Below are 22,989 nucleotides of genomic sequence, written 5' to 3'. Positions count from 1 at the left end.
GCCTACTCACGGCCCTTTCTGACATGCGCGGACATAAGCCGCAATCGAGCAAAACTACGAACGATGGCGGCGCATGGCGGTTGTCTTAGGCCTGCTGGCGATGCCCGCCTAGTGCGTGGGGGCCAGTTGCCAACCAAAATCGAATTGTCCGGATCGCTGCGGTGGGCTCGGGCGGCAGCCGGGCAACAGAATGGGCGGCAGCGCCATCAAGGGGTTGGGAATTCAGGCGGGTTCGCGCCCCACCTCAGTGGCGACCACAGGGGTGGATGGGGCAGGCGCTCTGCCGTGGCGGTTGCGCTTAGCGGCCGCCAAGCTCATCAGCCATTTTCGCGATGGTCCGATCGTAGACGTCCGCCTTATTCCATTCGGCAATGACGCCGTAGTTCTGAGAGCCGGGCTGGTAATCGCCGCCGCGCTGCCAACCGTGGCCAGCGAGGAAGCTTGCCGTCGATGCGAGGATGTCCGGTACGCTGTGGATCAAGTCCTTCTTGCCGTCACCGTCGAAGTCGACGGCGAAGCGGATATACGGGGTCGGCAAAAACTGGGTCTGGCCAATTTCGCCCGCCCAACCGCCACGCAATTGCGCAGGCGTCAGGTCGCCTTCATCGACGATCCGCAATGCGTCGAGCAATTGGCCGGTGAAGAACTCGCTTCGCCGGCAATCGTAGGCCAAGGTGGCGAGCGAACGGATGATCGAATAGCGGGCGGTGGCGTCGGCGCCGTAATGCGTTTCGAGACCCCAGATCGCGATGATGACCTCGCCCGGTACGCCGAAGCGCTTTTCGATGCGGTCGAGCAGCGCCCGATGACGCTGCATCAGCACGCGGCCCTTGTTGATCAGCGCCTTGTCGACACGACGCGCATAGAATTGCTGAAAGCTCAGTTTGAACGAGTGTTGCGAGCGATCGAGGCGGATGATGGTTGGATCATACGTGACGTCCGAGAGCGCCGACAGAACAGTTCCCGAGCCGATGCCCTGCGCAGCCGCCTGAAGACGGAACCGCTGAAGCCAGCTTTGAAAGCCTGCCGGTCCGCTGCCGCATTGAGCCGCTGCCGCTTCGCCAGCCGTCCCGGCGAGCACGAGGGCGATCAGACATATCGCATTCAGCCTGATCCTGATGGGCGCAACAAACGTCAACGGCATCGCGGGTTCTTTCGTCAGCAGGGGGAATCGTTTGGAAGGGCGGCCAGGCCGGATGCGTCCTTACTGTCACATCTTCCGCGCGCCGCCAAATGCGCAAGTCACCGCGCGGAAAAAGTACGCGGTTTCAAGGTTCGAGGGGGCATGTTTGAGGCGCGGCTCATGCAACGGCTGTTACGCCGGGAACAGTTTCGGGGGGAGCCTCTGGGCTAATTCGTCTTCGCATCCGGAGGACGAAGCGCCATGATGATCCGAGCCGCGACGACAGACCCATTCTCGTTGAGCGATGCCGCCGCATTGGTTGGCGGACTACTCATCGTCGGGGTTTTGGTTTTCTGCGTTTCGATATGCGCAGAAGACTCGCCGATTTCGGATTTTCTCCACCGGACACAGGCGGAGGCCGATGCATCGCGCTTCAACGCGCTCTTAAGCGCACTCAATGGGCCGCAACGAAACTCAAAACCCATTTCGGAACGTGCGGCTTCTCATGAGCGCGTGCCGGTGGCGGATGGGAGCTTTTCCCCTGGTCGGCGGCGCGAAGAGATCAGGCTTTCGGATAAGGACTGACGTCGAGGATCAGCCTGTGAAGGCATGTCAGTGATAGAGGGGCGGTCCCGCCGCCGCCCCGGTCTTCAAACGAACGTCTGCATCACAGCTTGCAGAGGGTCGCTTGTGCGTGACAGGTCGACATGACGCCGTCTTGCGAGCAGCGGTACTTGCGGGGGCCGAAGCTATAGCCAGGTGTGCCGGCGCCGGTCATCCAGACCATAAACACGCCCATATCCGTCTGCTGAAGCAGCGATTCATCGGCAAGAAATTTTGCGTGGGTTTCGCCGAGTGGAGAAGATCCCAGCGAATACTTTTTGAAGCATTCCCTGGCGTCGGCGGGGGCTGAGGCGAATGCTGCGGCCGCCAGTAGAGCCAGAGTCAAACCGGTCATCTGGCCAGAAAACTTGCGCATTGAATTCACTCCCAGTGGTTGGCGAGATAGCAGAGGAAGCGTGCCACGTCTTGGAAACGGCAAGCATGGAAAATCGACAACGCAGCGCAGATTTCAGTGAGATCGCGTCGTCGATACATCACATCGCGCGTTATGCTTCCCTTGCAGGTTAAGGCATTCGCGGTATTATCCGAATCCGGTTTATCCGTCTCAGGAGAAATCCTTCGGCCCGGGGGGAAGCCGTTCATGAGCAGGGGGCGAAGCGCCAATGCCTCGTTCGTTTAGAGGTCATCGCAGAGTAGATATACTCATCGGCCAGCGTATACGGCTTTTTCGCCATGCTTCGGGCATTTCGGCCGAAGATATGGCCCGCGTTTCCGGACTGGACATCGGCGAATACGCAAGCCGCGAGTTGGGCGAGGCCCGCTTCAAGTCGTGCGAGCTTTATGAAATCGGGAAGGCGCTGAAGGTTCGAATGACGGACATTCTCGGCGTCATCGCCAATACCGTCGATTAGTCGTCCGGCGGCAGGCGGTCGATGAGATCGGCGAACTGCTGAAGCCGCGTGCCGAGTTCCTTCGTGACATTGCTTTGTCCGCGACGTTGCGATGTGTCCATTGCGTCGCGGATGGCGTCGATGACGCGGCATAGGTGGATGACCAGTTCGTCCGGCTGATCGTACTGAATGAAAAATTGGCGGTCCATGCAGAGGGCTTTTCGAAATTTCAGGATGCGGCGCGAACCGGCATCGGCTCTTGGGGAAGCGCGATGCTTTTCTCCCAAGGCTCACGAACCTTGAGCGACAGGCGGATATCCGGGGGAACAAGCGTGACGGAGGGAGTCGGCATTGGCGCGGGAACGGCGCTTTTGACCGAGATCGAAAATGCCGCCGCCATTTCCAAGGCGAGGAGCTGCAACTCAAGGTTCGCCAATCCCATACCGATGCAAACGCGTGGCCCGGCTCCGAATGGGAGGTAGGCTTTCCCTGTGAAATTGCGCGTGAGGTCGAACTTGTCGGGGTTGCTCCAGTAATGCTCGTCGCGATGTAGTTGCCATGGGCAGAAGATCAGCGAGTCGCCGGTCTTCAGCGGAATATTGCGGACGGTGATGTCGGTTCGGACGTCGCGCGAGAACCAGTGCGCCGAAGGGTAGAGCCGCAAGACTTCGCGGACGAAGGCGAGGCTCTTCGATGCGCGCGGCAGAATGTCGGGCCGCAACTCGCCCGCGTCATCCGAAGAGGCTTCGGCTTCCTCCGCGAGTTCGTCTGCAAGACCGGGCACCGTGCCCAGGTAATAGAGAATCCAAGCCGCGGCCGAACCTGTCGTGTGATGGCCGGCGAGCAGCATTGTCACAATCTCGTCGCGGATCTCAACGTCGGTCAGGCCGAGATTGATCAGGGCGCCGACGGCAGTCGACGATGCGGCGCGGGCGCGGACCCTCGCCACGACGGCGTCGATCATACGCCGCGCCAGTTCCCGTTTGCGCCAGCGCGCGCGGGCCTTCCAGGGCGGAAGCGGGAGGACGCGGAACAAGTCGTCCGCCAGATCGGCCTCGACGAGCCGGACAGCTTCGACGATCGCTCGCTCGTCGCCGCGGGACAGCACGTCCTTGCCGAACATGGCGATGCAGATCATGCGAAGCGCCAGGGGTGCGGTCAGGTCGTGAGCGGAGACTTCCGATTGCCTCGAGGCGTAAATCGCAGTCTCGCGTATGGCAGACGACATTTCCGGAACGAAACGCTGGGCGACGCCTTTTGCGAAGACGGAATGAAGCACGGCGCGGCGCTTGCGGTTTTCGTCGCCGTTGAGCGTCAGCGTGCTCTGGCCAACGACCGGACGGAGCTTGCTTACGAACCGCCCCTTGTCGACCAGGACTTCGTCGGCCTTCAGCAGGTGTCTGACGAGGTCAGGATCGGTTACCAACCAAATAGGTTTTGGCCCAAGATGGAGCCTCACCAGTGGATCGATCGCCGATTCCGCCTGAGTCAGGAAGAACTTCAGCGGGTCCCGATTGAACGACCTCAGGTCTGAAAACCAGTGTTTCATCGATGATCTCAACTGTTTGGAGGAGATCCATGAGAGCTTCGTAGGCTTCGCCGCCCTGCTCCTGGATAGGTATTTCGCCGGCGACCGCGGTGAGCCTTCGGCCCTTCCGGTCGTTTCCGATGTACTGGGGAGATCCGTATCGGCGCGTCTTGATGCCGATCTGCCGGAGCAAGCGCTCATGGCCGAGGTCGACCAGCGCCACCAAAGCCTTGGCACCGCGCTGGCGCGCGAGATGCAGCATTACCGCATAGGTCACACCAGCGACATTCAGGTCCGGCGGATGGACGCCCAGCCGGCTGATTTCCCACATATCCGGCGCTCTGGGATACGGGCGCTCAGTGGCAAGTTGCGGAAATACCGAAAGGGCAAGGTATTCATGATCGCAGCGTATTGCCCGGAATCCGCTGATGAGTTTCGCGTCGGCATAGATGGCGCAATAGGTCGCGGTGGCCCCGTCGAATTGGTCAATCTCAAGGTTACCGAATACGGGTAAGTCCCACTGCAACGTATCGACGAAGAGCTTTCGTCGGAATTCCTGAAATTCGGTCACGAGTGCGGAATTGCTCTGGACATCGCAAAGTTTCGCAACCAGTCTCGGTCTTTGGGAACTCATGGCCACTACTGTCCGCAAAGTTTCGACCTCATCGGTGCTCGGTGCGTACGGCAATTTCGATGGGGAACTTTTTCGCGAGATGACTTGCTTGGGAAATCCCCTGAAAGGGGGAGAGTCTGCGAAATGAACGTGGAAGAGGCGATTACCGCGGTCGAAGCTTCAAGCGACCTCGATGAACTCAGAGATACTTTGCAGAAGATTGCGGAGGACTACGGGTTCGCGTCGTTTAATTTTCTCGATGTCGGGAATCCGCATCAGGATGTTCCGTTTTATATGGGAACAACAGGCGAAGCCTGGGAGAATGACTACAAGTCGAACAAGTTCGTTCATGTCGATCATTGCGTGAAATTCGCGCGGCGGACCAATACGCCATTTTCGTGGGACGAGGTGCCTCTGCCGAGCGTGGCGAGCGGACCGAAGCCGGGCGCATACAAGATCATGGAGGCCGCGCAGGACCACGGCTTCAAGAATGGTGTCGTGGTTCCGTTTCACTATCGTGATCGTCTCGGCCGCATGAATTCGAGCCTCTGTTCCTTCTATTGGAAGGACACGGTCAGCCGCTTCCGCTTCATGATCCTGCGGAAGAAGATCGATCTGCATGTGGTGCTGGTCTATTGGGTTCAACGGGCGGTCGATCTGATTGCCGAAAAACACAGAGACGATCCCAACAGGGTGCTCGCGCCCGAAACGGTCTCGAGCGTGCCTCTGAGCGACCGCGAGCGCGACGTGCTGGCGTGGGCGGGACGAGGCAAGACCGTTTTGGAGACGGCCGAAATTCTTGGACTGAGCGAAGAGACGATCAAGAGCCATCTGCGGAATTCGATGCGGAAGCTCGGGGCTGCCAACAAAACACATGCCGCCGTTCGTGCTCTCTATCTTGGATTGATCGATTACTGAGGTTGATATCGTAGCGGGGGGAGCGGGAATGCTCGGTAGCCGGAGATGCCTCTATCGTTTGTATCGATTGCGTAGAAACATCGCCCTTGCGGCGGCAGTCTGTGTCTTCCCCCTGTTCCCAATTCCCGAAGCTCGCTCAGCTGAGGGCGGGCTCACCAACTACGTTCCCGGTTACTATGGAGACTTCGCGGTGGCGGTTGCGCCCGAGAAGGGTCTCTACGTCTACGGAACCGCCTACAGCTATCAGGCGAAGTTGAAAGGTCCCGCCGTACCGGACACGGTGTCCGCCAGCGCCATGCTCTATCTCAGCGGATTTCAGTACGTCACGGATTACAAGTTTCTGGGCGCGACTTACGCGTTCGGCTCCTACACGACGTTCCTCGACGCCAACACCGAAGCGAAGGCACCTCCGTTCGACCTCGATGCGAGCGTCAGTAACCGCGGCGACACCAGTATCTCACCGCTCGTTCTCTATTGGGCGTTTGGAAACTTCTACGCCAGCGCTTATCAATCGATCATCATGCCGACAGGCGCCTACCGCGATGGCGCCGCGCTCAATTCCAGCCGGAATTACTTCAGCTTCGATTCCGTCGTCGCGCTGACATGGCTCGACCAGCAGCAGGGCTGCGAAATTTCGCTCGTGCCCGGCATCATGTTCAACACGGAAAATCCGTCTACTCATTACAGGACGGGCAATGAGTTCCATCTCGATGGCATGCTCAACAAATATTTCTCGCAGAGCTTTGCTGTGGGATTGCACGGGTACTTCTATTCGCAATTCACGCACGACAGCGGTGCGGGGGCGCCCGACATCCAGAGTTCATCGGCGGCCATCGGGCCGGCGCTGCTCTGGAACACGACCTCCATCGGAATTCCAGGCAAGATCGTCGGGAAATGGTTGCACGAGATCGATGCGACCAATCGCTTTGAAGGCGATATTTTAAGCGTGACCGCCGCACTCAAATTCTAGCAGGCGCGGATGGAGAATTCGGCCTAGTTGTCTCCGTCGTCGATCTCGGCCAGATCGCGTGCCTGCGCGGCCGTTCGCTTTTTTGCGGGTTGTTTCGCCGCGGCGTCGGGATAGACTCGGCCGATCTCATTTCCCAAGTCCGCCAGATCGATGAAATGATCGGCTTGCCGGCGGAGTTCGTCGGAGATCATCGGCGAATCGGTTCGAAGGGTGGAAACGACAGTGATGCGTTTCCCCAATTCCTGAAGCGCGGCGACGAGACTTCGAAGATTGCCGTCACCGGAAAAGATGACGATATGGTCGAGCTGGTTCGCCATCCGCATGGCGTCAACGGCCAATTCGACGTCCATGTTTCCCTTGAACTTCTTTCGGCCCGCGGCATCCGTCAATTCCTTCATAGGTTTCGTAATGACGGAATATCCGTTGTAATCGAGCCAATCGACCAACGGGCGTATTGCGAAGTATTCGGGTTCCTCGGGGATCGCCGTGTAGTAATGGGCTCTGACGAGCCGGACTTTGCTTCGAAACAGGTCGAGGAGCCGACGGTAGTCGATGTCAAATCCCAACGACTTTGCAGCGGCGTGAAAATTCGCTCCGTCAATCAGGAGCAGAGTTCGTTCGTTCTGGTAAAGCTTCATCTCTCGGCCTGGGCGCGGGCTAATTTTTTTTAAGAAATCATTCTCTACGGCAAAATGGTAGAATCCGTCAGCGGAATTTGATGTGCTTCTGCAATGTTCGCAGTTATGCGTGGCGATTGCGGCGTTCTTGTCGAGAACAGCGTTCGTCCGAGCCTCGCGGCGGAATTTTTTATGCAGCTGTCGAGCTGTTGCAGTTGCGAACTTGCAGTCGAACCATCTGCTGGACTTTGTTCGCGATGGCTTAGAATTTTTTCCAACCCGGGTCCCACGCCCGTTCCAGACAAAAAAAGGGCCCGCATTGGCGAGCCCTTTTTTCTGATTTAGATGATGGTCTTACGGTTTCGGTGCGTTCGGAGCGGTCTTCGCGCCCGTAGCGTCCTGCGAAGGCTGGGTGCTCGGGCTTGTCGTGCCACTGGTACCGGTCGAAGCGCCGGTCGCGGAGCTATTGTCGGGTTGGGCTGCCGGGTTCGTCGCGGTGTTCGTTGTCGGGTGATTCAAATCGGCGACGTTGCGGGTGTGGTCGTAGTAATACCAAGCCCCGAAGGCGATCGCCCCCAGGATGATGAGGCCCGCGATCCACGATCCTGTCGAGGTTCCGACGTCGTCTTGGCCGAGGTTACGCTCGCGACCGGTGCGAGGATCTTCGTAGGTCATGTCATTTCCTCCAAATTACTTCGATGAAGGAACGAAACGAGCGCCATTCGGTTCCTGCCGGCTTGGCCGCCGGCCGGCCTCAGCCCGCCTTTGCCGGTCACGAATGATTGCTATCCTTTGCCAAAGCGGGCCATTTCCTCGCTGCGAGTTGAATGGTCAACATCTGTGCAGTCCGGGTCGCCGTTGCACAGATTTCAGTCCAAATACTCCGTACTCATTATTGTTCGTCGCCGCGCTGGTAAACGCGCATTCTGCCTAGTTTCAAGGCCTTGACTGGTTTTTGATCAGGCTGGCACGATTTTTGTTTCATTTCTTGGTGGGCCCTTCTCATGCGCAGGGCCCGGTCGCCTCCACGACACCTGAACCCGGGGGGCCAATGAAAACGATCTCAGCCGTTCTGAAGCCGTTCAAGCGTCAGGAAATCAGCGCAGCGCCGATCGATCTCGGCGCGGCTCGTGGAAGCGTTTCCCGGCGTGCCTTTCTCGAAAATTCCGATTTGAAATTTTTTCGTTCGACGCTCCTCGCCGACCGCTGGAAGTGAAGACCTGCGCACTGAACGTGTGCGGATGATTCGCGCACGACAAGCATACTTACCGGCAATTGCGATCTCATTCGAATTCGATCACAGGAGATTTAGGCGATGCTTCATCCCGACATTCCGCTCGCTAGATTTGCCAAGTTCAGGTTTCCATCGATCGCTAAACTATTTCGAGGCATCGCTCTTGCGCTTTTCGTGGCGAGCCTCGCGAGCGTATTCGCATCGTCATTCTCGCTCGCGCAGAATGCGCCTCCTGCTCCGGCTACGACGACGCCAGCGGCTCCTGCGGCCGCTGCTCCAGCCGCTCCGGCGCCACTTCCCGCGTGCGATGCAAAAACGTTGGAGAAGTGCACGGTCAATTCCGGCGACACGGCATGGATGCTGACGTCGGTTGCACTCGTGCTGATGATGACGATCCCCGGCCTCGGGTTGTTTTACGGCGGAATGGTGCGAAGGAAAAACGTCGGCGACACGGTGATGACGTCGTTCGCGATCACATGCCTGGTGACGGTATTGTGGGCCGCCTTCAACTATAGCTTCGCGTTCCGAGGGGGAACGCCCTACATCGGCGGGCTCGACCGGGCATTTCTGCAGGGCATATTGAGCGATATTTCGACCGGTGCGAACAATCCCAACCCGCTTGCGCCGACGATCCCCGAGACGGTCTACGTTTGCTTCCAAATGACATTCGCCATCATCACGCCCGCCTTGATCGCGGGAGCGTTTGCGGAGCGCATGAAGTTCTCGTCGATGCTTTGGTTCATCGCTCTCTGGGCAACGATCGTTTATGCGCCAATCGCGCACTGGGTCTGGGGACCGGGCGGGATTCTGAATTCGTCGAACGATCAGGCCTGGTTCAAAGTTCTGGATTTTGCGGGCGGCACTGTCGTGCACATCAACTCGGGCACGGCGGGATTGGTCGCGTGTCTCGTGCTCGGAGCGCGGAAGGACAGCGGGCCTGCCCACAACATCGTTCTCACGTTCATCGGGGCGTCGCTGCTTTGGGTCGGCTGGTTCGGATTCAATGCCGGTTCGGCGGTAACAGCCAACATCCAGGCCGGCATGGCGATGCTCGTGACGCAGCTGGCGACGGCGATGGCGGCTCTTACATGGATGCTGATCGAGTGGATATTGCGGCGCAAACCGACGGTGGTCGGTATTTGCTCAGGGGCCGTTGCCGGGCTCGTCGCGATCACTCCCGCTTCGGGATTCGTCGGACCGGCTGGTGCGCTGGCCATTGGAATTGGCGCAGGCGTCTTCTGCTATTGGGGGACGACGGGTCTCAAGCACATGTTCGGATACGACGATGCGCTCGACGCTTTCGGCGTGCACGGCATCGGCGGTATCGTTGGCGCATTGCTCACTGGCGTCTTCGCAATCAGCGAGTATGGTGGAACGCCGGGCTGGATCGAAGGTAATCCGCATCAGGTGATCAACCAGGCGGCCGGTATTTCAATCGTCTTCGTCTATGATGTGATCGTCACGTTCATCATACTGAAGCTTATCGATTGGACGATCGGCCTGCGCGTTGCGCCGGATGTCGAGCGCGAAGGTCTCGATCTGACGCTTCACGGCGAGGTTGTTCACTAGGCCGGGAAACAGCGGAATCACTTCGGGAGCCGGATATTCCGGTTCCCGAATGTAATCGGTGTACCGGTTTATCTGCGGGGCAAGAGAAGCCTCGTAATTTCGACTCGCGTGCGAGAAGCGGGCCATGCTTCGAGCTGCCGCCATGACTGCCGAGAGTGACGATCGCCACGACCGGTATACGGTCGCTTACGATCAAGAGGAGATCCAATTTCCTGTTTGGATCCTCATGATCTTTGGCGCCGGGTTTCTCTATGCGTCGCTGGCCAAAGGGAGCGTGACCCTATTTCTAACGAGCGTGTGCTTCGCTTGCCTCGTCTACTACAGCTATCCGCTACTTGAGACCGGCAAGCCACGACTCGCGGCTAATTGCGATGGGCTTTTCATCGAGGCTCTTGGGCGCCTCGCGTGGAGGGAAATCGCCGCTATCGACGTCATCGAGGTCGTCGTCCGGGGAAATATCTACAAGGAAGCCGAGATTTCGCTTTCGGACCCGCTCGCGATAGCGCTCGGCCGTGAGGCGCTGACGGTTCCGCTCTACCGGCGTTTCATGCGGCGGCCATTCTATCTCATGCCGGGATCGAAGGTTCGCGTGCCGCTCGATATCCTCGACCATACGCCCGAGGAGATCATGGGTTCGCTAACGCGGATGTGGCTTTACAATCGGGGCCGCGCCGCGAACGTCCGGTGAGGCCGCTGCCGAAAGCAAGTGGCGAGGCACGCCTTCGCGCGATGCCGCAAACTTAACAGCCGGTAAGCAAACACAAGATCAATCGCTTCAAAGCCCGGTCGTGCAGCAAGCTCGGCAATCACCATAAAGGCTCGTTCCTCTTGCCCGCGCCAGTGGTTGAGGCGTGTCGTGAGCGTTCGAAAACAGCTACGACGTGGAGGAACGAAAATGATCAGATTGATCGGTGTTGCCTTTGCCTTGGTCGTCGCAACATCTGCGCACGCCATGCCGCTCGCGCCCATTCATCAGCCGGACGGCGTGATCACGCAAGTGCGCTTCGGATGCGGCCCGGGCAGGACACGCGTCAATGGTGTCTGCGTATCGAGAAGAGCTATTCGCCGCGTTCGCCGTGATGTTCGTAGGTGCAGGCGTTGGAATGGAGGTGTCTGCGTCCGGCGGTGGTGAGCCACCGACTGCTTTTGACCCGAAGCGGACGTTTCATGACGAACGCCGGCCCTTACTCCGGCGGCCGGAATTTGACTTTTCTTTGCACCGCTTGGTCCATATCCTCCGGAGTCATGAGGACCGTGACCCGAGACTTCACCGTGCCGCTGGCCTGGGCGACCATTGCAGTGGCTGCCATGTCAAGATTGCTCGGCAAATCGAGAATGATGACGAAGTCATCACTGCCAAAAGCAAAATAAAATGCTTCGAGTTTTCCGCCCATCTCCTTGGCGAGTTGTTCTACCATAGCGCGTCGTTTCGAGCCGCCTTCCTTTAGCAGGCCCTTCAGACCCTGATCGGTGTAAGAACCCTGCACGAGATACTTCGGCATAGCTTCTCCTCCTCTTCAAGCTCCTTGAGACGGGAGATTATAGCTACTCGGTTGGATTGGAAAACATGGGATAACCGCGAGTGGCGCTGTTGCTACGTTGCAGGGCTCGAGGATCAAGTTCTGTCAGTTTGCCTCAATTATTCCCAATAGGTTCTGCTAGAGGTCAAATCCGAAATTTGGAATTGGAATGACGGACGGACCCGAGCAGCGTGGATCAGCCCGATGAATGAAAGCCAGCTGCGCAGAAGCGTCGAGCAACTGCTCGAAAGCCAACCCAACAATCAGCGCTTACGCGACAACCTTGAAGGGCTATGTCGCGATCCGCAGTTCCCGGGATTGACGTGGTTCTGGGGACCAAAGCTTTATGCTCGAAACAGAGCCATTTTCCGTCCGTTTATTCTCAATCATTTTTCCGAATGGACCACAGCAGAGTCCCGTTGGACCCGTGTTCAGTGGTCCGATCACACCGCCGAACTGGAAGGCTGGCTGAAAATAGCGAGAGAGAGCCGCGATGGCGGCTTGATCCGTCGTCTCAATCGCTGGAAATACGCGGCTGCAAAAGGTTGGGGGCTAGATACCGTTCGCTGGAACGCGGCTCTCATCGAGGCTTATCAAACGGCTCCAACGCCGGCGGCTCGAACAATCATTCTCGACGAATTCGACGACTGGTTTCAACTCGATGAACCGACGGCGCTTGCACTTTACGGCCGCGATCAAAGCTCGGCGCCCTTTATCTTAAAACATCTGCCGATGTTTTACTGGAATAAAGAAAAGCGCACGATGTGGGACAAGCTTGGCGCACTTGCTCAATCGCGCAACGACAAGAAGTTCTTTTTCTCGCTTTATCGGAAACTGATGCCGGTTGAGCGCTGGCAAATGGAAGTCATGGCGCTTGCCGAATCCTTGACTGCGCCTGATCAACTCAATAGTGCGCTGGAAGAGAGACATATCGAGGGTTACGGTATCGAGCGCGCTGCTACCGTCCTAAAACTCCTTGAACGGCGGGGCCGCGACGTCATTCCCTACGTGCGTGCCAAGCTCGAGGAAACGATCGGTGGGTGGGGAAAAGACAAAGACGCCGCGCGTTTCGTCGAGTTCGCGGAAAGCCATGGCTGGTGGGATCTTTGGAGTGCCTCCGCGCGGACCATCAGCAATCAAAAAATATTCAACGAGTGCGTCGGCAAAGTCATTCAGGACGCAACTATTAACGATAGCGAGCGCCGTGAACGTCTCACAGCCCTGGCGGGCGTATCGCGGGAGTGGAATTGGCCCGGCCTTGGCCTCGCTCGCATTCATACGTTGGACGACAATCTCGCCGCATTGGTTTACGCACGTTATCCGGATTTGATCCGTGGACCGTTAAGAGCGAACGTAACGCCGACATGGTGGCGCGGCTTCTCAGCGCTCGTGCGCGCTGCGAAGGATGCCAACGATACCGATCTCCTCGACACGCTCGCCAGCCGGTACGCGACGCGCATTTCGTGGAGCTGGGGAAAAAAGAATAAAGAGGCAGAAGGGGCGGAAAAAACTACATCCGAACTCGCCGCTTATTATCAAGACATTCGCGATCGCGACCCTGGAGAATTCTCCCGTCGCGCATCGAACGTGCTCACTCGCATTCCGGCCTTTGCAACCTTCGATCAAGGGCGGCTTTTGCGCGATAACGATCTGGCGCGACTTTTGTTCGTACGCTCGCTCGACCAATTCCTGACCGTTCCGCAATCCGTGCAGGATCTCGTGGAGGGTTCCAACATTCATGTGATGATGTTGGCTTATCGCGTTCTTGCCCTTTCCGATCCGCGCGCGTCTGCTTTGGCCGCCGCCAACATCGATATCTTGCTTGGAACATTGCTGCGCCCGCTTCATCGAAAGACGCGAATGGCGGCATTCGGAGCTCTCGCCAACGCGGCGAAGCATGATGAGGCAACCGCGCGCCGCGTCCTATCCCGCGCGCGAGATGCTTTAAAACTTCCCGACAAAAAATATCCGAAGGCAGAGCTCATAGGGCTGATCGCGGCCGTCGTCGCCGCACAACCGGCATTGGCGACGGCGGCTGAACATCCGGTGGTCTATCGGCGTGCTGAGGCTGCCGCATGATTGTGCTTGTCGATTACGCCTCGCCTTCGGTCCTTGAGTCGACGCGCGACACTGCTGCCGTCGAACTCTCAACCAATCTTCGCCGGCCCGTTCGTTTCCATGGGATCGTGCGCCAGCACGGCTTTATTCTTCGTATTGCGCTCCGGGCGCTCGGTGAGGCGATCTGGTCGGACGACACATGGATGGGACAGGCCGATTTGCTCGATCCGGTCATCACTGTCCATCGCGACCGCATTTTCTTCGAAGCATTCAGTCAGGACCAATCCGTTTACGCCGCGTTGATCGTCGATCCCGAGGTCTTCGAGCCGATGGGCGAGATCGTGACGGGAACGACCAACATCGATTTTACGGCCTGGCTCTGGGGTGCCCTCGGAGAGCTACGCACCAGCCGCTCGACCACCTTCCGCATTGGACCTGAGGGTTTTGAGGTGCGCACGTCGAACGCAGGTGGCCGCTTCGAGAAGAAAGTCGATCTGCCTGAGACGTGGGTGCGTGGTTTCTTGCAGGTTCAGGCGGCGATGGGCATGCCGGGCACGCGCCTCTCGGTGAAGCCAATCGATCTCTTGGCTGCTGTGCGCTTTCTTCGTTTGTCGAAAGCGAAGGTGTCTCCCCGCGGCATCCGTTACGAGTTCGAGCCAGGCCAGGATGCACGGCTGGTCCTGGAGCCATGGGAGCATGTCGTCCCGCTGGAAGGAGCCGAACACAACTACACCGAATTCAAGAACACGCGCGTTTGGGGACGCCGGCGTCTCAAGCTGATCGAAGGGCTTTTGCCATTTGCCGAACGCGTCGACATTTATTTGAAAGGCCGGGCACTCCCGAACTTTTACGCCGTAAAGCTGCCGGGGATGACGTTCCTGCTCGGACTGACCGGATGGTCCGGCAGCGGCTTCACGACCACGGGCGGTTTTGATCTTTTGGCCGAAGCTGCGGCGGGCAACGACACCCTTTTGGAGCCGGCCCTCGCTCTTCTCCGTGAACGCCAGCATGTCTCGATCGACGAAGTGGCCACGGCGCTCAACATCGACAAAGTCGCGGCATCGCGCGTTCTCGTAAGGCTTTGCCGGCAGGGTCGCACGATGTTCGACGTCGAAACCCGCCGATACCGTCATCGCGAGCACTTCGAGACGCCTGCGGATGAAGCCCGATACTTCCCGCCTGACCGGCGGCAGGAGTTGGCAACACAGCTGCTCGCAGAGAATAAAGTGCGCGTCATCAATTGCACAGCGGAAGAAACGAAGAAGGTGCGTTCGTTTAAGGATCCGAATGCGGAAGATAGTAAGAAAAAGATCGTACGCGAGATCACGTACCGTGACTGGCGCATCATCGGTTCTGTCGCTGATCAAAACCCTGTCGAGATCGTTGTCAACGACTCCGGCCGCATCATTTTCGGCCGCTGCACATGCCCGCATTTCGCCGAGCATCTCATGAATCAAGGGCCATGCGAGCACATGCTTGCGCTCTTCAAAGCCAGCGAACCGCAGCGCGCCGATCAGCCGTCGAGCGCGCCTGCAGATGCAGCATCTACAATCGCTCAACGCCGACAACCGTCCCGTTGGGAGGTTGACGGCGCGAGTGAAGAGGCGTCTTAATGAACTCGCTTTACGCAGTCCCGGACCTGATAGGATCATCCAGCTTTCCATGCCACGGTGTTTCGCCGTGGTGGCTACCTGATCCCATCACATCGCCACGGTTCCCCACGTACGAAACGCGGGGAGGCCACGGGTCCAAAGCCTTGTTTGTGGGTGTTCCCTCAGATTCGGGGCTGCGTATTGATTGTTGGGTGGGAACAGTCGAGGCAGGGCCTCGATGACTCATCTTGCAGCGCTCGTCATCGCGTATTTCCTATTCGTGGGCATAAGGACAGCTTGGCGCAACAGGCAACGCAAGCGAGCTGAAAAAAAGTGGGCGCAGGCTCCGCAACGCGACGTGTCCGCTGTAGCCGACGTCGGACAGGCAGAGTTCAAGCAGGAAGTCATCAAGACATCCGGAACACTGAAGCCCAACCATCGCCGGCTCATTCTCCGTGATAACCGTCTCCTGCCGAAGCCCCCGCCCGATCCGAAACAACGTCGCTGGCCGCCGCCGCCAAGAACTAAATATCTGACGGAGCACGAGGCCGATCGCCTGTTCGGTCCGTCGCTGCGCACGCGCAACCGCGACGTGATGGATCTCGCAATCGACGAAGCGCAACTCGAGCGTTATGGGCTACCCCTCTGGAAGACGGAAGACGAGGTCGCAGCCGCGTTATCGCTGACGCCGGGGAAGCTCCGATACTTCAGCCAGCATCGCTTTCGAGAAACGGCGTCTCACTACGTTACGTTCGCGATTCCCAAGCGTTCCGGCGGCGAACGCATCATTCATGCGCCGAAACGACAGCTGAAAGCCGTGCTGCGCAGACTGGATCACCTTCTCGTTTCTAAGTTGCCGGTGAGCGAGCATGCGCATGGGTTCTTGCAAGGTCGTTCGGTCGCGACCAATGCGGCACCGCATGTGGGAAAAGCAGTCGTCTTGCATTTTGATATCAAGGATTGCTTTCCAACCATCCACTATGGACGCGTGCGCGGTCTCCTGATCGCGCTCGGGTACAGCTATCCAGTGGCGGCCGCGCTCGCCGTTCTCATGACGGAATCTCCGCGCCAGCCTGTGGTAGCAGAGGGCAAAACATATCAGGTTCCGACCGGACCCCGAGTCTGCGTACAAGGCGCGCCGACGAGCCCAGGACTTTGCAATGCCATTCTGCTGCGCCTCGACCATCGCCTCGCTGGCCTGGCTCGCAAGCACGGTTTCGCCTACACGCGATATGCCGACGACCTGACGTTCTCCGGAAACGACACAAAGAAAATTGCCAAGCTGCTGAAGCTCGTCCCCCAAATTATTTCCGAAGAAGGCTTCGCCGCCAATACGAAGAAAACTCGCGTCATGCGAGCTGGCCGCCGTCAGGCCGTCACCGGCGTCGTCGTAAACGAGGAAATGGGGCTTTCGAGGCAAGAGCGGCGCAAATTGCGCGCGGCGTTACATCGTCAAAATACTTCGCCTGACGTCGACGCCCACGAGCGTATGCGTCTTGAGGGTAAGCTTGCCTACCTTTACATGCTCAACCGAGATCAAGCGTCAGCGTTGGGTTGGAAAAAGCCAACTCGAGGCGTCTGAGAATAGGTCTCATACGCCGTCAGAAACGCGACCTGTCCAATGAGACACATAATCCAGCCTGCCAAGTAAAATGGCATCAAGACAGCCGGAATGTTCCTTTACTTAGGACGTGACAGGCATCCAGCTGGACGTGGAATAACGATCCCTTTTGCGATCCACAAACTCCAGGGTCTTGCAGTTTGAAAAGCGCGCGCTTCGCGAGTTGCGAAGCCTAAACTAGTCCGTCGATAGCACGACGGAACTAGCGATTGTGGGTAACTGTGGTGCCTCAGGAGGGACTCGAACCCCCACACCCGATGGATAGCAGATTTTGAGTCTGCCGCGTCTACCGTTCCGCCACTGAGGCATCGACCCGAATATTTCGAGCGAAGCGGCGACATATACCGGCCCTGGCGCCGCGTCAACGCGCGAAGATATTATCTGAGCGTATGCGTCACCCGGCCCGTCGCATGATGGTGCTCGACGACCTGGATTTTGTCGCCGATCTTGATGTTGCGGGACTTGTAGGCCAGCACGCGGACCAGAGGCCCGCCGTCGAGCCTGACGATGACGTTTTCGCCATCGGCGGAGTTCTGCTTGGAGACCAGGGGCTCGATGTCGGTGACGGTGCCCTGTACATCCGTGTTGGAGACGGACATATCCAGCGTTTCGTAGCCGAACGCCAAGCCAATCGCCGCGACGATCGCCAGGGCGATACCGAGTTTCTTGGCTCGGTCGATCCAGAGTGCCCGTTCGAGCCGCTTTCGAGTTTCTTCGCGCAACAGCCCCTCCCTAGTCGCGCTGCCTGTACCAGATCTGTCCCCACGGTGTCATCAGTTCCGTAAGGCCTATCGAGGCTCCTACGGGGAGGTTCAGCGGCGTTTTGGCGGCGACCACGACCAGTCGGCCGTCCGGCAGGCGCGCGGTGTAGTGCGGGGGCGTTGCCGGATACCATTTCGGCTGTGGGTTGCCGAAATCCACGGCGGTGACGATGCCGACGACGGTGCCCTGCTGGCGGGAGAACAGATCGCGTGCGACGCCGAAGGCAATGCCTACGGCGAGCAAAAGCAGGAACAGGACGACCCAGATTTTCATGTGGCCTAGGGTAGCGAGAGCCGGCTGGCCCTCGCAAGGTCTGGTTACGCGGCCTTGGCGTAGCGGTCCACGAGCTTCACGATGTCCGCCATGATGTCGTTCAGCTGGAAGTCCTTGGGCGTGTAGACGGCAGCGACGCCGAAGGCTTTCAGCGTTTTCTCGTCTTCGGGCGGGATGATGCCGCCGACGACGAGCGGCACGTCGTCCAGTCCTTCTTTTCGCATGCGGTCAACCACGTCCTTCACCAAAGGCACGTGCGAACCGGACAGGATCGACAGGCCGACGACGTGGACGCCTTCGTCGACTGCCGCGCGAACGATTTGCGCAGGCGTCAGGCGGATGCCTTCGTAAACAACTTCCATGCCGACGTCGCGGGCACGCACGGCAATCTGTTCGGCGCCATTGGAATGGCCATCGAGGCCTGGCTTGCCGACGAGGAACTTCAAACGGCGGCCGAGTTTCTCGGAGGCCGCATCGACTGATTTTCGCACCTCTTCCAAGGCGGCGCTGTCGCGAGCGACGGCGGCTTGCGAGACGCCGGTCGGTGCGCGGTACTCGCCAAATATCTTACGCAAAAGGCCGCCCCATTCCCCAGTCGTCACGCCAGCCTTGGCCGCCGCGATCGAGGGCTCCATGATGTTGCGTCCTTCCTTCGCGGCGGATTCGATATCCGCGAGGGCTTTAGCCACGGCCTTGTTATCGCGCGCAGCACGCCAAGCCTTCAGGCGCTCGACCTGGTCGATCTCTACGGCCGGATCGACGACGAGGATGGCCCCTTCGCCCGCTCCAAGCGGCGAAATTTCCGTCTCCGTCCATTTGTTGACGCCGACCAATGTCTGATCGCCTGTTTCGATGGCTGAAAGCCGAGCCGTGTTGCTCTCCACAAGCTTGCGTTTCATGTAATCGATGGAGGCGATTGCGCCACCCATGCGCTCGATCGTCTTGAGCTCGTCCTTTGCCTCTTCTTTCAGCGCATCGACCTTGCGCTTAATCTCGGCCGAGCCATCGAAGATGTCTCCGAACTCCAACAGATCTGTTTCGTAGGCGAGCACTTGCTGCATGCGCAGCGACCATTGCTGATCCCACGGGCGCGGAAGGCCGAGCGCTTCGTTCCACGCCGGAAGCTGGAGCGCGCGGCAGCGTGCGTTCTTCGAGAGTGTGACGCCAAGCGCGGCAATCAAAATGCGGTAGACGTTATTTTCAGCTTGCGGTTCGGTGAGGCCGAGCGAGTTCACCTGGACGCCATAGCGGAACATACGGTTCTTGGGATCAGTCACGCCGTAGCGGTCGCGCGTAATTTCTTCCCACAATTCGTTGAACGCGCGCATTTTGCAGACCTCGGTAATGAATTTGAGGCCGGCGTTCACGAAGAAGGAGACGCGCCCGACAACCGTGCCGAAGTCCTTTTCTGGCACTTCACCGGAGGCTTTCACGGTGTCCAGAACTGCAATACCGGTCGCCAGCGCGTAGGCGAGTTCCTGCACCGGCGTCGCGCCTGCTTCCTGCAGATGGTAGGAGCAGACGTTCGTCGGGTTCCACTTCGGTACGTGCAGGTAGGAGTAAACGATCGTATCTTTGATGAGGCGGAGCGAGGGCTCGGGCGGGAATACGTATGTGCCTCGCGAGAGGTACTCCTTGATGATGTCGTTCTGAATCGTGCCCTGCAACTTTCTGCGGTCCGCACCCTGTTCGTCGGCGGCGGCGATGTAGAGCGACAAGAGCCACGCGGCCGTGGCATTGATCGTCATCGAGGTATTCATCTGCTCGATGGGAATGTCGGCGAATAGAGTACGCATATCGCCGAGGTGCGAAACTGGAACACCGACCTTGCCGACCTCGCCGCGGGCCAGTTCGTGATCGGAATCGTAGCCCGTCTGCGTCGGAAGGTCGAAGGCGATCGAAAGGCCTGTCTGACCCTTCGCGAGATTCATCTTGTAAAGGGCGTTCGACTTTGCTGCCGTCGAGTGGCCGGCATAGGTCCGGAACAGCCAGGGCTTATCGCGCACGGCTTTTGCTGAGTTGGTCGTCGCGTGGTCACGGGACTTGGTGTCCGACATCGAAAAAGCGCCCCTGGGCTCGGGTCAAATTGTGGTGGCAAGACATTTACCGTAGCCGAAGCCCTTGAAAAGGCAAAACCGGCAGTTCGCCGCGCTCTGCCAGTACGGGATGGCACAAAGACTGACTGCCGCGGGTCTGGATCAGCGCCGCAGGCGGGGCGGACGGCTTGGAATGGCGACGAGCCGAGCGCGGCTGACGCGATGCTCGTTAATGACCATCCAGAGCCACTTGCCCAACAGGATGACGAGCAGCACCACGAGGACGCCCAATGCTGTCGCAGTGACGACGTTGACGTTCTTATCGTATGAAAGCGCGATCATTTGCTGGGTAAAGAAAGCCGGGCCTGCAATTCCGCCGATCGTCAGCAAAGGGAGCGAGCTCAAGGCAAGCCCCGAGGAGCCGGCGATTTCGCGGATAAACCAGCCGACGATCGCGACGAATACGAGCGTCGTGTAAATGATGAAGGAGTCGGTATTCTTGAGCTGCCAAAAGAGGTCTTGCATGAGCCGAGTTCCAACTGCCCGAATGGGTAGGTAAAGGACGCCGGAACGATAACCCTCTCTCGTTAAAGAGGAATTGAGCCGACATTAACGGCGGCCTAACCCTCTTCATTGCAGCGCAAAAACGTGCTTCATACTGCGATCCCCAAGCGAACTTGGGGAGAAACGCGAAGAAGATGAGCCATAACGGCCCTCGTCGCGGGGAAAAGGTCGGGAGACGCAACACCAATGTCGAGCCAGAAGTTGGCAGCAAAAAGCGACGTGGCCGATGCTCAGTCGGCGACGGCGGGCATCAAGAAAGATCTTTACGAGATCGGGGAAATTCCGCCGCTCGGGCACGTGCCGAAGAACATGTATGCCTGGACCATCCGCAAGGAGCGTGAGGGTCTGCCGGAAACGGCGATGCAAGTCGAAGTCGTTCCGACATGGGAGCTGGATAGCCACGACGTGCTCGTCCTCGTCATGGCGGCCGGCGTCAACTACAACGGCGTCTGGGCCTCGCTCGGCACGCCCGTCTCGATGTTCAACGTCCATAAGCAGCCGTACCACATCGCAGGTTCGGATGCGTCCGGCATCGTCTGGGCCGTCGGTTCGAAGGTGAAGCGCTGGAAGGTCGGCGATGAAGTCGTCGTTCACTGCAATCAGGACGACGGCGACGACGAAGAGTGCAACGGCGGCGATCCGATGTTCTCGCCCTCGCAGCGCATCTGGGGTTACGAGACGCCGGATGGCTCGTTCGCGCAGTTCTGCCGCGTGCAGGACCGCCAGCTTCTCGAGCGGCCGAAGCATCTGACGTGGGAAGAGAGCGCCTGCTATACGCTGACGCTCGCAACAGCCTACCGCATGCTCTTCGGCCATCGTCCGCACGTGCTTAGGCCTGGCCATAACGTGCTCGTTTGGGGTGCGGCCGGCGGCCTCGGCGCCTTCGCGGTTCAGCTTTGCGCGACCTCTGGCGCCAACGCGATCGGCGTCGTTTCCGAGGATGACAAGTTCGACTTCGTCCGGCAGCTCGGCGCCAAGGGTGTGATCAATCGCAAGAAGTTCAACTGCTGGGGACAGCTGCCGAAGGTGAACTCGCCCGAGTATCAAGAGTGGCTGAAGGAGATGCGCAAGTTCGGCCAGGCGATCTGGGAGATCACCGGCAAGGGCGTCAACGTCGACTGCGTCTTCGAACACCCGGGTGAGACGACGATTCCGGTTTCCGTGCAGGTCGTGAAGCGCGGCGGCATGGTCGTGATCTGCGCAGGCACCACCGGTTACAATCTGACGATGGATGCGCGTTACCTCTGGATGCACCAGAAGCGCGTGCAGGGTTCGCACTTTGCCAACCTCGCCCAAGCGTCGCAGGCCAACAAGCTGGTCGTCGAGCGCCGCATCGATCCGTGCATGTCGGAAGTGTTCTCGTGGGAGCAGATTCCGAAGGCACACATGCGGATGTACCGGAACGAGCACAAGCCAGGCAACATGGCGGTGCTGGTATCGGCCCCGACGACGGGTCTTCGGACTCTGGAAGACGTCATCGAAGCTGGGCCGCAGCCGCGATAACGCATTACCTTCCTTCGCTGGTCACGGCGAAGGAGGCTGTATTTGTCCTGAGAAATCTTCGATTGCCGAGGCGGCGCGTTTACGCGCCGCCAATCGTGCTGAGGCGAAGCGCTTCGCGCTCGGCCGCTTCGCGGCGCATACGCTTCATTTCCATCAGACCGCGATTGAATTCGGCGCCCAAGAGAATGGTGATCGCGGTGAACTGGAAGAAGATCAGCGCGATCATCAGCTGCGAAAGACCGGCGTAGAACAGCGAATAATTGCTGATTTTAATGTAGTAGGACCACAGTCCGGCGAGGGCGAGCCAAAGGCCGATCGTCAGGAGTATGCCGGGCCAAACATCGGCGACGCGCCGTCTGCCTGCCACCAGCCACAAGTGAAGCGCAAACAACTGGACGGCCATCACGGTGCCGGCGACGCTGTAGCGGAGCCCGGGTCCTAGGCTGATCGAGTCTATAAACGTTTTAATCCAACCGGCAGAAAAGCTTTCGACGATTGCTGGTCCGAAGATGCCCGGGCCGACGACGACGGCCCAGGTGATCACCAGCGTCGAGAACGCGTTGACGAATACGAAGAGCATGCTGATCAGCAGGCATAGCGCGTAGGGCCGCTTCTCGCGCACCCGGTAGGCGCCGTTCAAGGCGGCGCGCAGTGTCTCGACCGCGCTTGTGGCGAAGAACAGGGCCAGGAATGCGGAGACGGTCAGAAGGTCGATACGCTGCGATCCCATCACCGCTTCGATCTGCGGAGCGATACCCTTGACGACCGGCTCCGGCAGGATGGCAAACAATTGGTTGATGGCGTCCTGAGCAAGCTCGCGGCCGCCGAAAATACCGGAGAGGGCGCCGAGAAAGATGCAAAAGGGAAAAATGGAAACGACAAAAGAGAATGCGATCGCGCCGGCCATCGCGAAGCCCGAATGCTCGTAGACCCGGTAGACGGCCTCGAACAATCTTCGCATGCGCTTCATGAGTTAACGTCTCTCCCCAAGCTTTTCGTGTTTTGTTGCGCGGAACCTAGTGTCTCCGAGAACC

Annotated in this window: 23 protein-coding genes, 1 tRNA gene and 1 pseudogene; 11 read left to right on the top strand and 14 right to left on the bottom strand. The window is 58.8% G+C overall.

What is annotated here, in order from left to right; genetic code table 11:
* Positions 1–298 precede the first annotated feature (298 nt).
* On the bottom strand, positions 299–1,144 hold the full coding sequence (locus AB4Z24_RS01565; protein ID WP_441705378.1) for a lytic murein transglycosylase: 846 nt from the start codon (positions 1,142–1,144) through the stop codon (positions 299–301).
* A gap of 240 nt (positions 1,145–1,384) precedes the next feature.
* On the opposite strand from AB4Z24_RS01565, the gene AB4Z24_RS01560 reads away from it, so the two are divergent.
* On the top strand, positions 1,385–1,708 hold the full coding sequence (locus tag AB4Z24_RS01560) for a hypothetical protein (protein ID WP_441705376.1): 324 nt from the start codon (positions 1,385–1,387) through the stop codon (positions 1,706–1,708).
* Between the two features lie 82 nt (positions 1,709–1,790).
* Here the strand turns inward: AB4Z24_RS01560 and AB4Z24_RS01555 are convergent, their stop codons facing one another.
* Positions 1,791–2,102 (bottom strand): hypothetical protein, encoded by a 312-nt coding sequence (locus tag AB4Z24_RS01555; RefSeq protein ID WP_441705374.1) that lies wholly within the window; start codon positions 2,100–2,102, stop codon positions 1,791–1,793.
* A 247-nt stretch (positions 2,103–2,349) separates the two neighbouring features.
* Here AB4Z24_RS01555 and AB4Z24_RS01550 point away from each other — a divergent pair, with 247 nt between their 5' ends.
* On the top strand, positions 2,350–2,598 hold the full coding sequence (locus AB4Z24_RS01550) for a hypothetical protein (protein WP_441705373.1): 249 nt from the start codon (positions 2,350–2,352) through the stop codon (positions 2,596–2,598).
* Here AB4Z24_RS01550 and AB4Z24_RS01545 read toward each other — a convergent pair.
* The 3 genes and pseudogenes from AB4Z24_RS01545 to AB4Z24_RS01535 form a co-directional block, all read right to left on the bottom strand.
* Complete coding sequence (locus tag AB4Z24_RS01545) at positions 2,595–2,786, bottom strand: hypothetical protein (RefSeq protein ID WP_441705371.1); 192 nt, start codon at positions 2,784–2,786, stop codon at positions 2,595–2,597. The two genes, AB4Z24_RS01550 and AB4Z24_RS01545, sit on opposite strands and share 4 nt — an antisense overlap.
* Positions 2,787–2,806: 20 nt before the next feature.
* On the bottom strand, positions 2,807–4,126 hold the full coding sequence (locus tag AB4Z24_RS01540) for a cytochrome P450 (RefSeq protein ID WP_441705370.1): 1,320 nt from the start codon (positions 4,124–4,126) through the stop codon (positions 2,807–2,809).
* A 169-nt stretch (positions 4,127–4,295) separates the two neighbouring features.
* Positions 4,296–4,739: pseudogene (locus tag AB4Z24_RS01535) on the bottom strand (acyl-homoserine-lactone synthase); the annotation flags it as partial.
* Between the two features lie 123 nt (positions 4,740–4,862).
* On the opposite strand from AB4Z24_RS01535, the gene AB4Z24_RS01530 reads away from it, so the two are divergent.
* The gene (locus AB4Z24_RS01530) at positions 4,863–5,636 is read left to right on the top strand and encodes an autoinducer binding domain-containing protein (RefSeq protein ID WP_441705368.1); all 774 of its coding nucleotides are present in this window, start codon (positions 4,863–4,865) and stop codon (positions 5,634–5,636) included.
* A 28-nt stretch (positions 5,637–5,664) separates the two neighbouring features.
* Positions 5,665–6,606: a SphA family protein gene (locus AB4Z24_RS01525; protein ID WP_441705366.1), complete on the top strand. Its 942-nt coding sequence runs from the start codon at positions 5,665–5,667 to the stop codon at positions 6,604–6,606.
* A 23-nt stretch (positions 6,607–6,629) separates the two neighbouring features.
* On the opposite strand, the gene AB4Z24_RS01520 is transcribed toward AB4Z24_RS01525, so the two are convergent.
* Both AB4Z24_RS01520 and AB4Z24_RS01515 read right to left on the bottom strand, forming a co-directional pair.
* Entirely contained in the window at positions 6,630–7,244 is a 615-nt protein-coding gene (locus tag AB4Z24_RS01520) for a LabA-like NYN domain-containing protein (RefSeq protein ID WP_441705364.1), read from the bottom strand.
* 333 nt (positions 7,245–7,577) lie between these two features.
* Entirely contained in the window at positions 7,578–7,898 is a 321-nt protein-coding gene (locus AB4Z24_RS01515; RefSeq protein WP_441705362.1) for a hypothetical protein, read from the bottom strand.
* A gap of 376 nt (positions 7,899–8,274) precedes the next feature.
* On the opposite strand from AB4Z24_RS01515, the gene AB4Z24_RS01510 reads away from it, so the two are divergent.
* The 3 genes from AB4Z24_RS01510 to AB4Z24_RS01500 all read left to right on the top strand — a co-directional run bounded on the left by AB4Z24_RS01510 (position 8,275) and on the right by AB4Z24_RS01500 (position 10,714).
* Positions 8,275–8,439: a hypothetical protein gene (locus tag AB4Z24_RS01510; RefSeq protein WP_441705360.1), complete on the top strand. Its 165-nt coding sequence runs from the start codon at positions 8,275–8,277 to the stop codon at positions 8,437–8,439.
* Positions 8,440–8,538: 99 nt separating this feature from the next.
* Positions 8,539–10,026 carry an ammonium transporter gene (locus tag AB4Z24_RS01505; protein ID WP_441705358.1) on the top strand — a complete coding sequence of 496 codons (1,488 nt, stop codon included), beginning with the start codon at positions 8,539–8,541 and terminating at the stop codon, positions 10,024–10,026.
* A 124-nt stretch (positions 10,027–10,150) separates the two neighbouring features.
* Entirely contained in the window at positions 10,151–10,714 is a 564-nt protein-coding gene (locus tag AB4Z24_RS01500) for a hypothetical protein (protein WP_441705356.1), read from the top strand.
* Between the two features lie 496 nt (positions 10,715–11,210).
* Here the strand turns inward: AB4Z24_RS01500 and AB4Z24_RS01495 are convergent, their stop codons facing one another.
* Positions 11,211–11,528 (bottom strand): GYD domain-containing protein, encoded by a 318-nt coding sequence (locus AB4Z24_RS01495; protein ID WP_441705354.1) that lies wholly within the window; start codon positions 11,526–11,528, stop codon positions 11,211–11,213.
* A 222-nt stretch (positions 11,529–11,750) separates the two neighbouring features.
* Here AB4Z24_RS01495 and AB4Z24_RS01490 point away from each other — a divergent pair, with 222 nt between their 5' ends.
* The 3 genes from AB4Z24_RS01490 (at position 11,751) to AB4Z24_RS01480 (ending at position 16,778) form a co-directional block, all read left to right on the top strand.
* Positions 11,751–13,625 carry a hypothetical protein gene (locus AB4Z24_RS01490; RefSeq protein WP_441705352.1) on the top strand — a complete coding sequence of 625 codons (1,875 nt, stop codon included), beginning with the start codon at positions 11,751–11,753 and terminating at the stop codon, positions 13,623–13,625.
* Complete coding sequence (locus AB4Z24_RS01485; protein WP_441705351.1) at positions 13,622–15,217, top strand: SWIM zinc finger family protein; 1,596 nt, start codon at positions 13,622–13,624, stop codon at positions 15,215–15,217. Before AB4Z24_RS01490 ends, AB4Z24_RS01485 begins: the two co-directional genes overlap by 4 nt.
* A gap of 217 nt (positions 15,218–15,434) precedes the next feature.
* On the top strand, positions 15,435–16,778 hold the full coding sequence (locus AB4Z24_RS01480) for a reverse transcriptase family protein (RefSeq protein ID WP_441705349.1): 1,344 nt from the start codon (positions 15,435–15,437) through the stop codon (positions 16,776–16,778).
* Positions 16,779–17,039: 261 nt separating this feature from the next.
* Here AB4Z24_RS01480 and AB4Z24_RS01475 read toward each other — a convergent pair.
* From AB4Z24_RS01475 to AB4Z24_RS01455, 5 genes are all read right to left on the bottom strand, one after another.
* Positions 17,040–17,124 (bottom strand) — tRNA-Leu (locus tag AB4Z24_RS01475).
* A 70-nt stretch (positions 17,125–17,194) separates the two neighbouring features.
* A complete protein-coding gene (locus AB4Z24_RS01470) occupies positions 17,195–17,539 on the bottom strand; it encodes a hypothetical protein (protein WP_441705347.1) in 345 nt (114 codons plus the stop codon).
* A 10-nt stretch (positions 17,540–17,549) separates the two neighbouring features.
* The gene (locus AB4Z24_RS01465) at positions 17,550–17,852 is read right to left on the bottom strand and encodes a hypothetical protein (protein ID WP_441705345.1); all 303 of its coding nucleotides are present in this window, start codon (positions 17,850–17,852) and stop codon (positions 17,550–17,552) included.
* A gap of 44 nt (positions 17,853–17,896) precedes the next feature.
* Positions 17,897–19,909: a methylmalonyl-CoA mutase family protein gene (locus tag AB4Z24_RS01460; protein ID WP_441705343.1), complete on the bottom strand. Its 2,013-nt coding sequence runs from the start codon at positions 19,907–19,909 to the stop codon at positions 17,897–17,899.
* Between the two features lie 141 nt (positions 19,910–20,050).
* Positions 20,051–20,413 (bottom strand): hypothetical protein, encoded by a 363-nt coding sequence (locus tag AB4Z24_RS01455; protein ID WP_441705341.1) that lies wholly within the window; start codon positions 20,411–20,413, stop codon positions 20,051–20,053.
* Positions 20,414–20,638: 225 nt separating this feature from the next.
* Here AB4Z24_RS01455 and ccrA point away from each other — a divergent pair, with 225 nt between their 5' ends.
* Positions 20,639–21,955 carry a crotonyl-CoA carboxylase/reductase gene (gene ccrA, locus AB4Z24_RS01450; RefSeq protein ID WP_441705339.1) on the top strand — a complete coding sequence of 439 codons (1,317 nt, stop codon included), beginning with the start codon at positions 20,639–20,641 and terminating at the stop codon, positions 21,953–21,955.
* 79 nt (positions 21,956–22,034) lie between these two features.
* Here the strand turns inward: ccrA and AB4Z24_RS01445 are convergent, their stop codons facing one another.
* Positions 22,035–22,925, bottom strand: a complete 891-nt coding sequence (locus AB4Z24_RS01445; RefSeq protein WP_441705337.1) for a YihY/virulence factor BrkB family protein — start codon at positions 22,923–22,925, stop codon at positions 22,035–22,037.
* Between the last annotated feature and the right edge of the window lie 64 nt (positions 22,926–22,989).

Origin of the sequence: Hyphomicrobium sp. 2TAF46, from assembly GCF_052114865.1 — a bacterium.
Taxonomy (GTDB): domain Bacteria; phylum Pseudomonadota; class Alphaproteobacteria; order Rhizobiales; family Hyphomicrobiaceae; genus Hyphomicrobium_B.
Note: the sequence above shows the minus strand (reverse complement) of the source record. Positions and strands in the feature narration are given on the sequence as shown.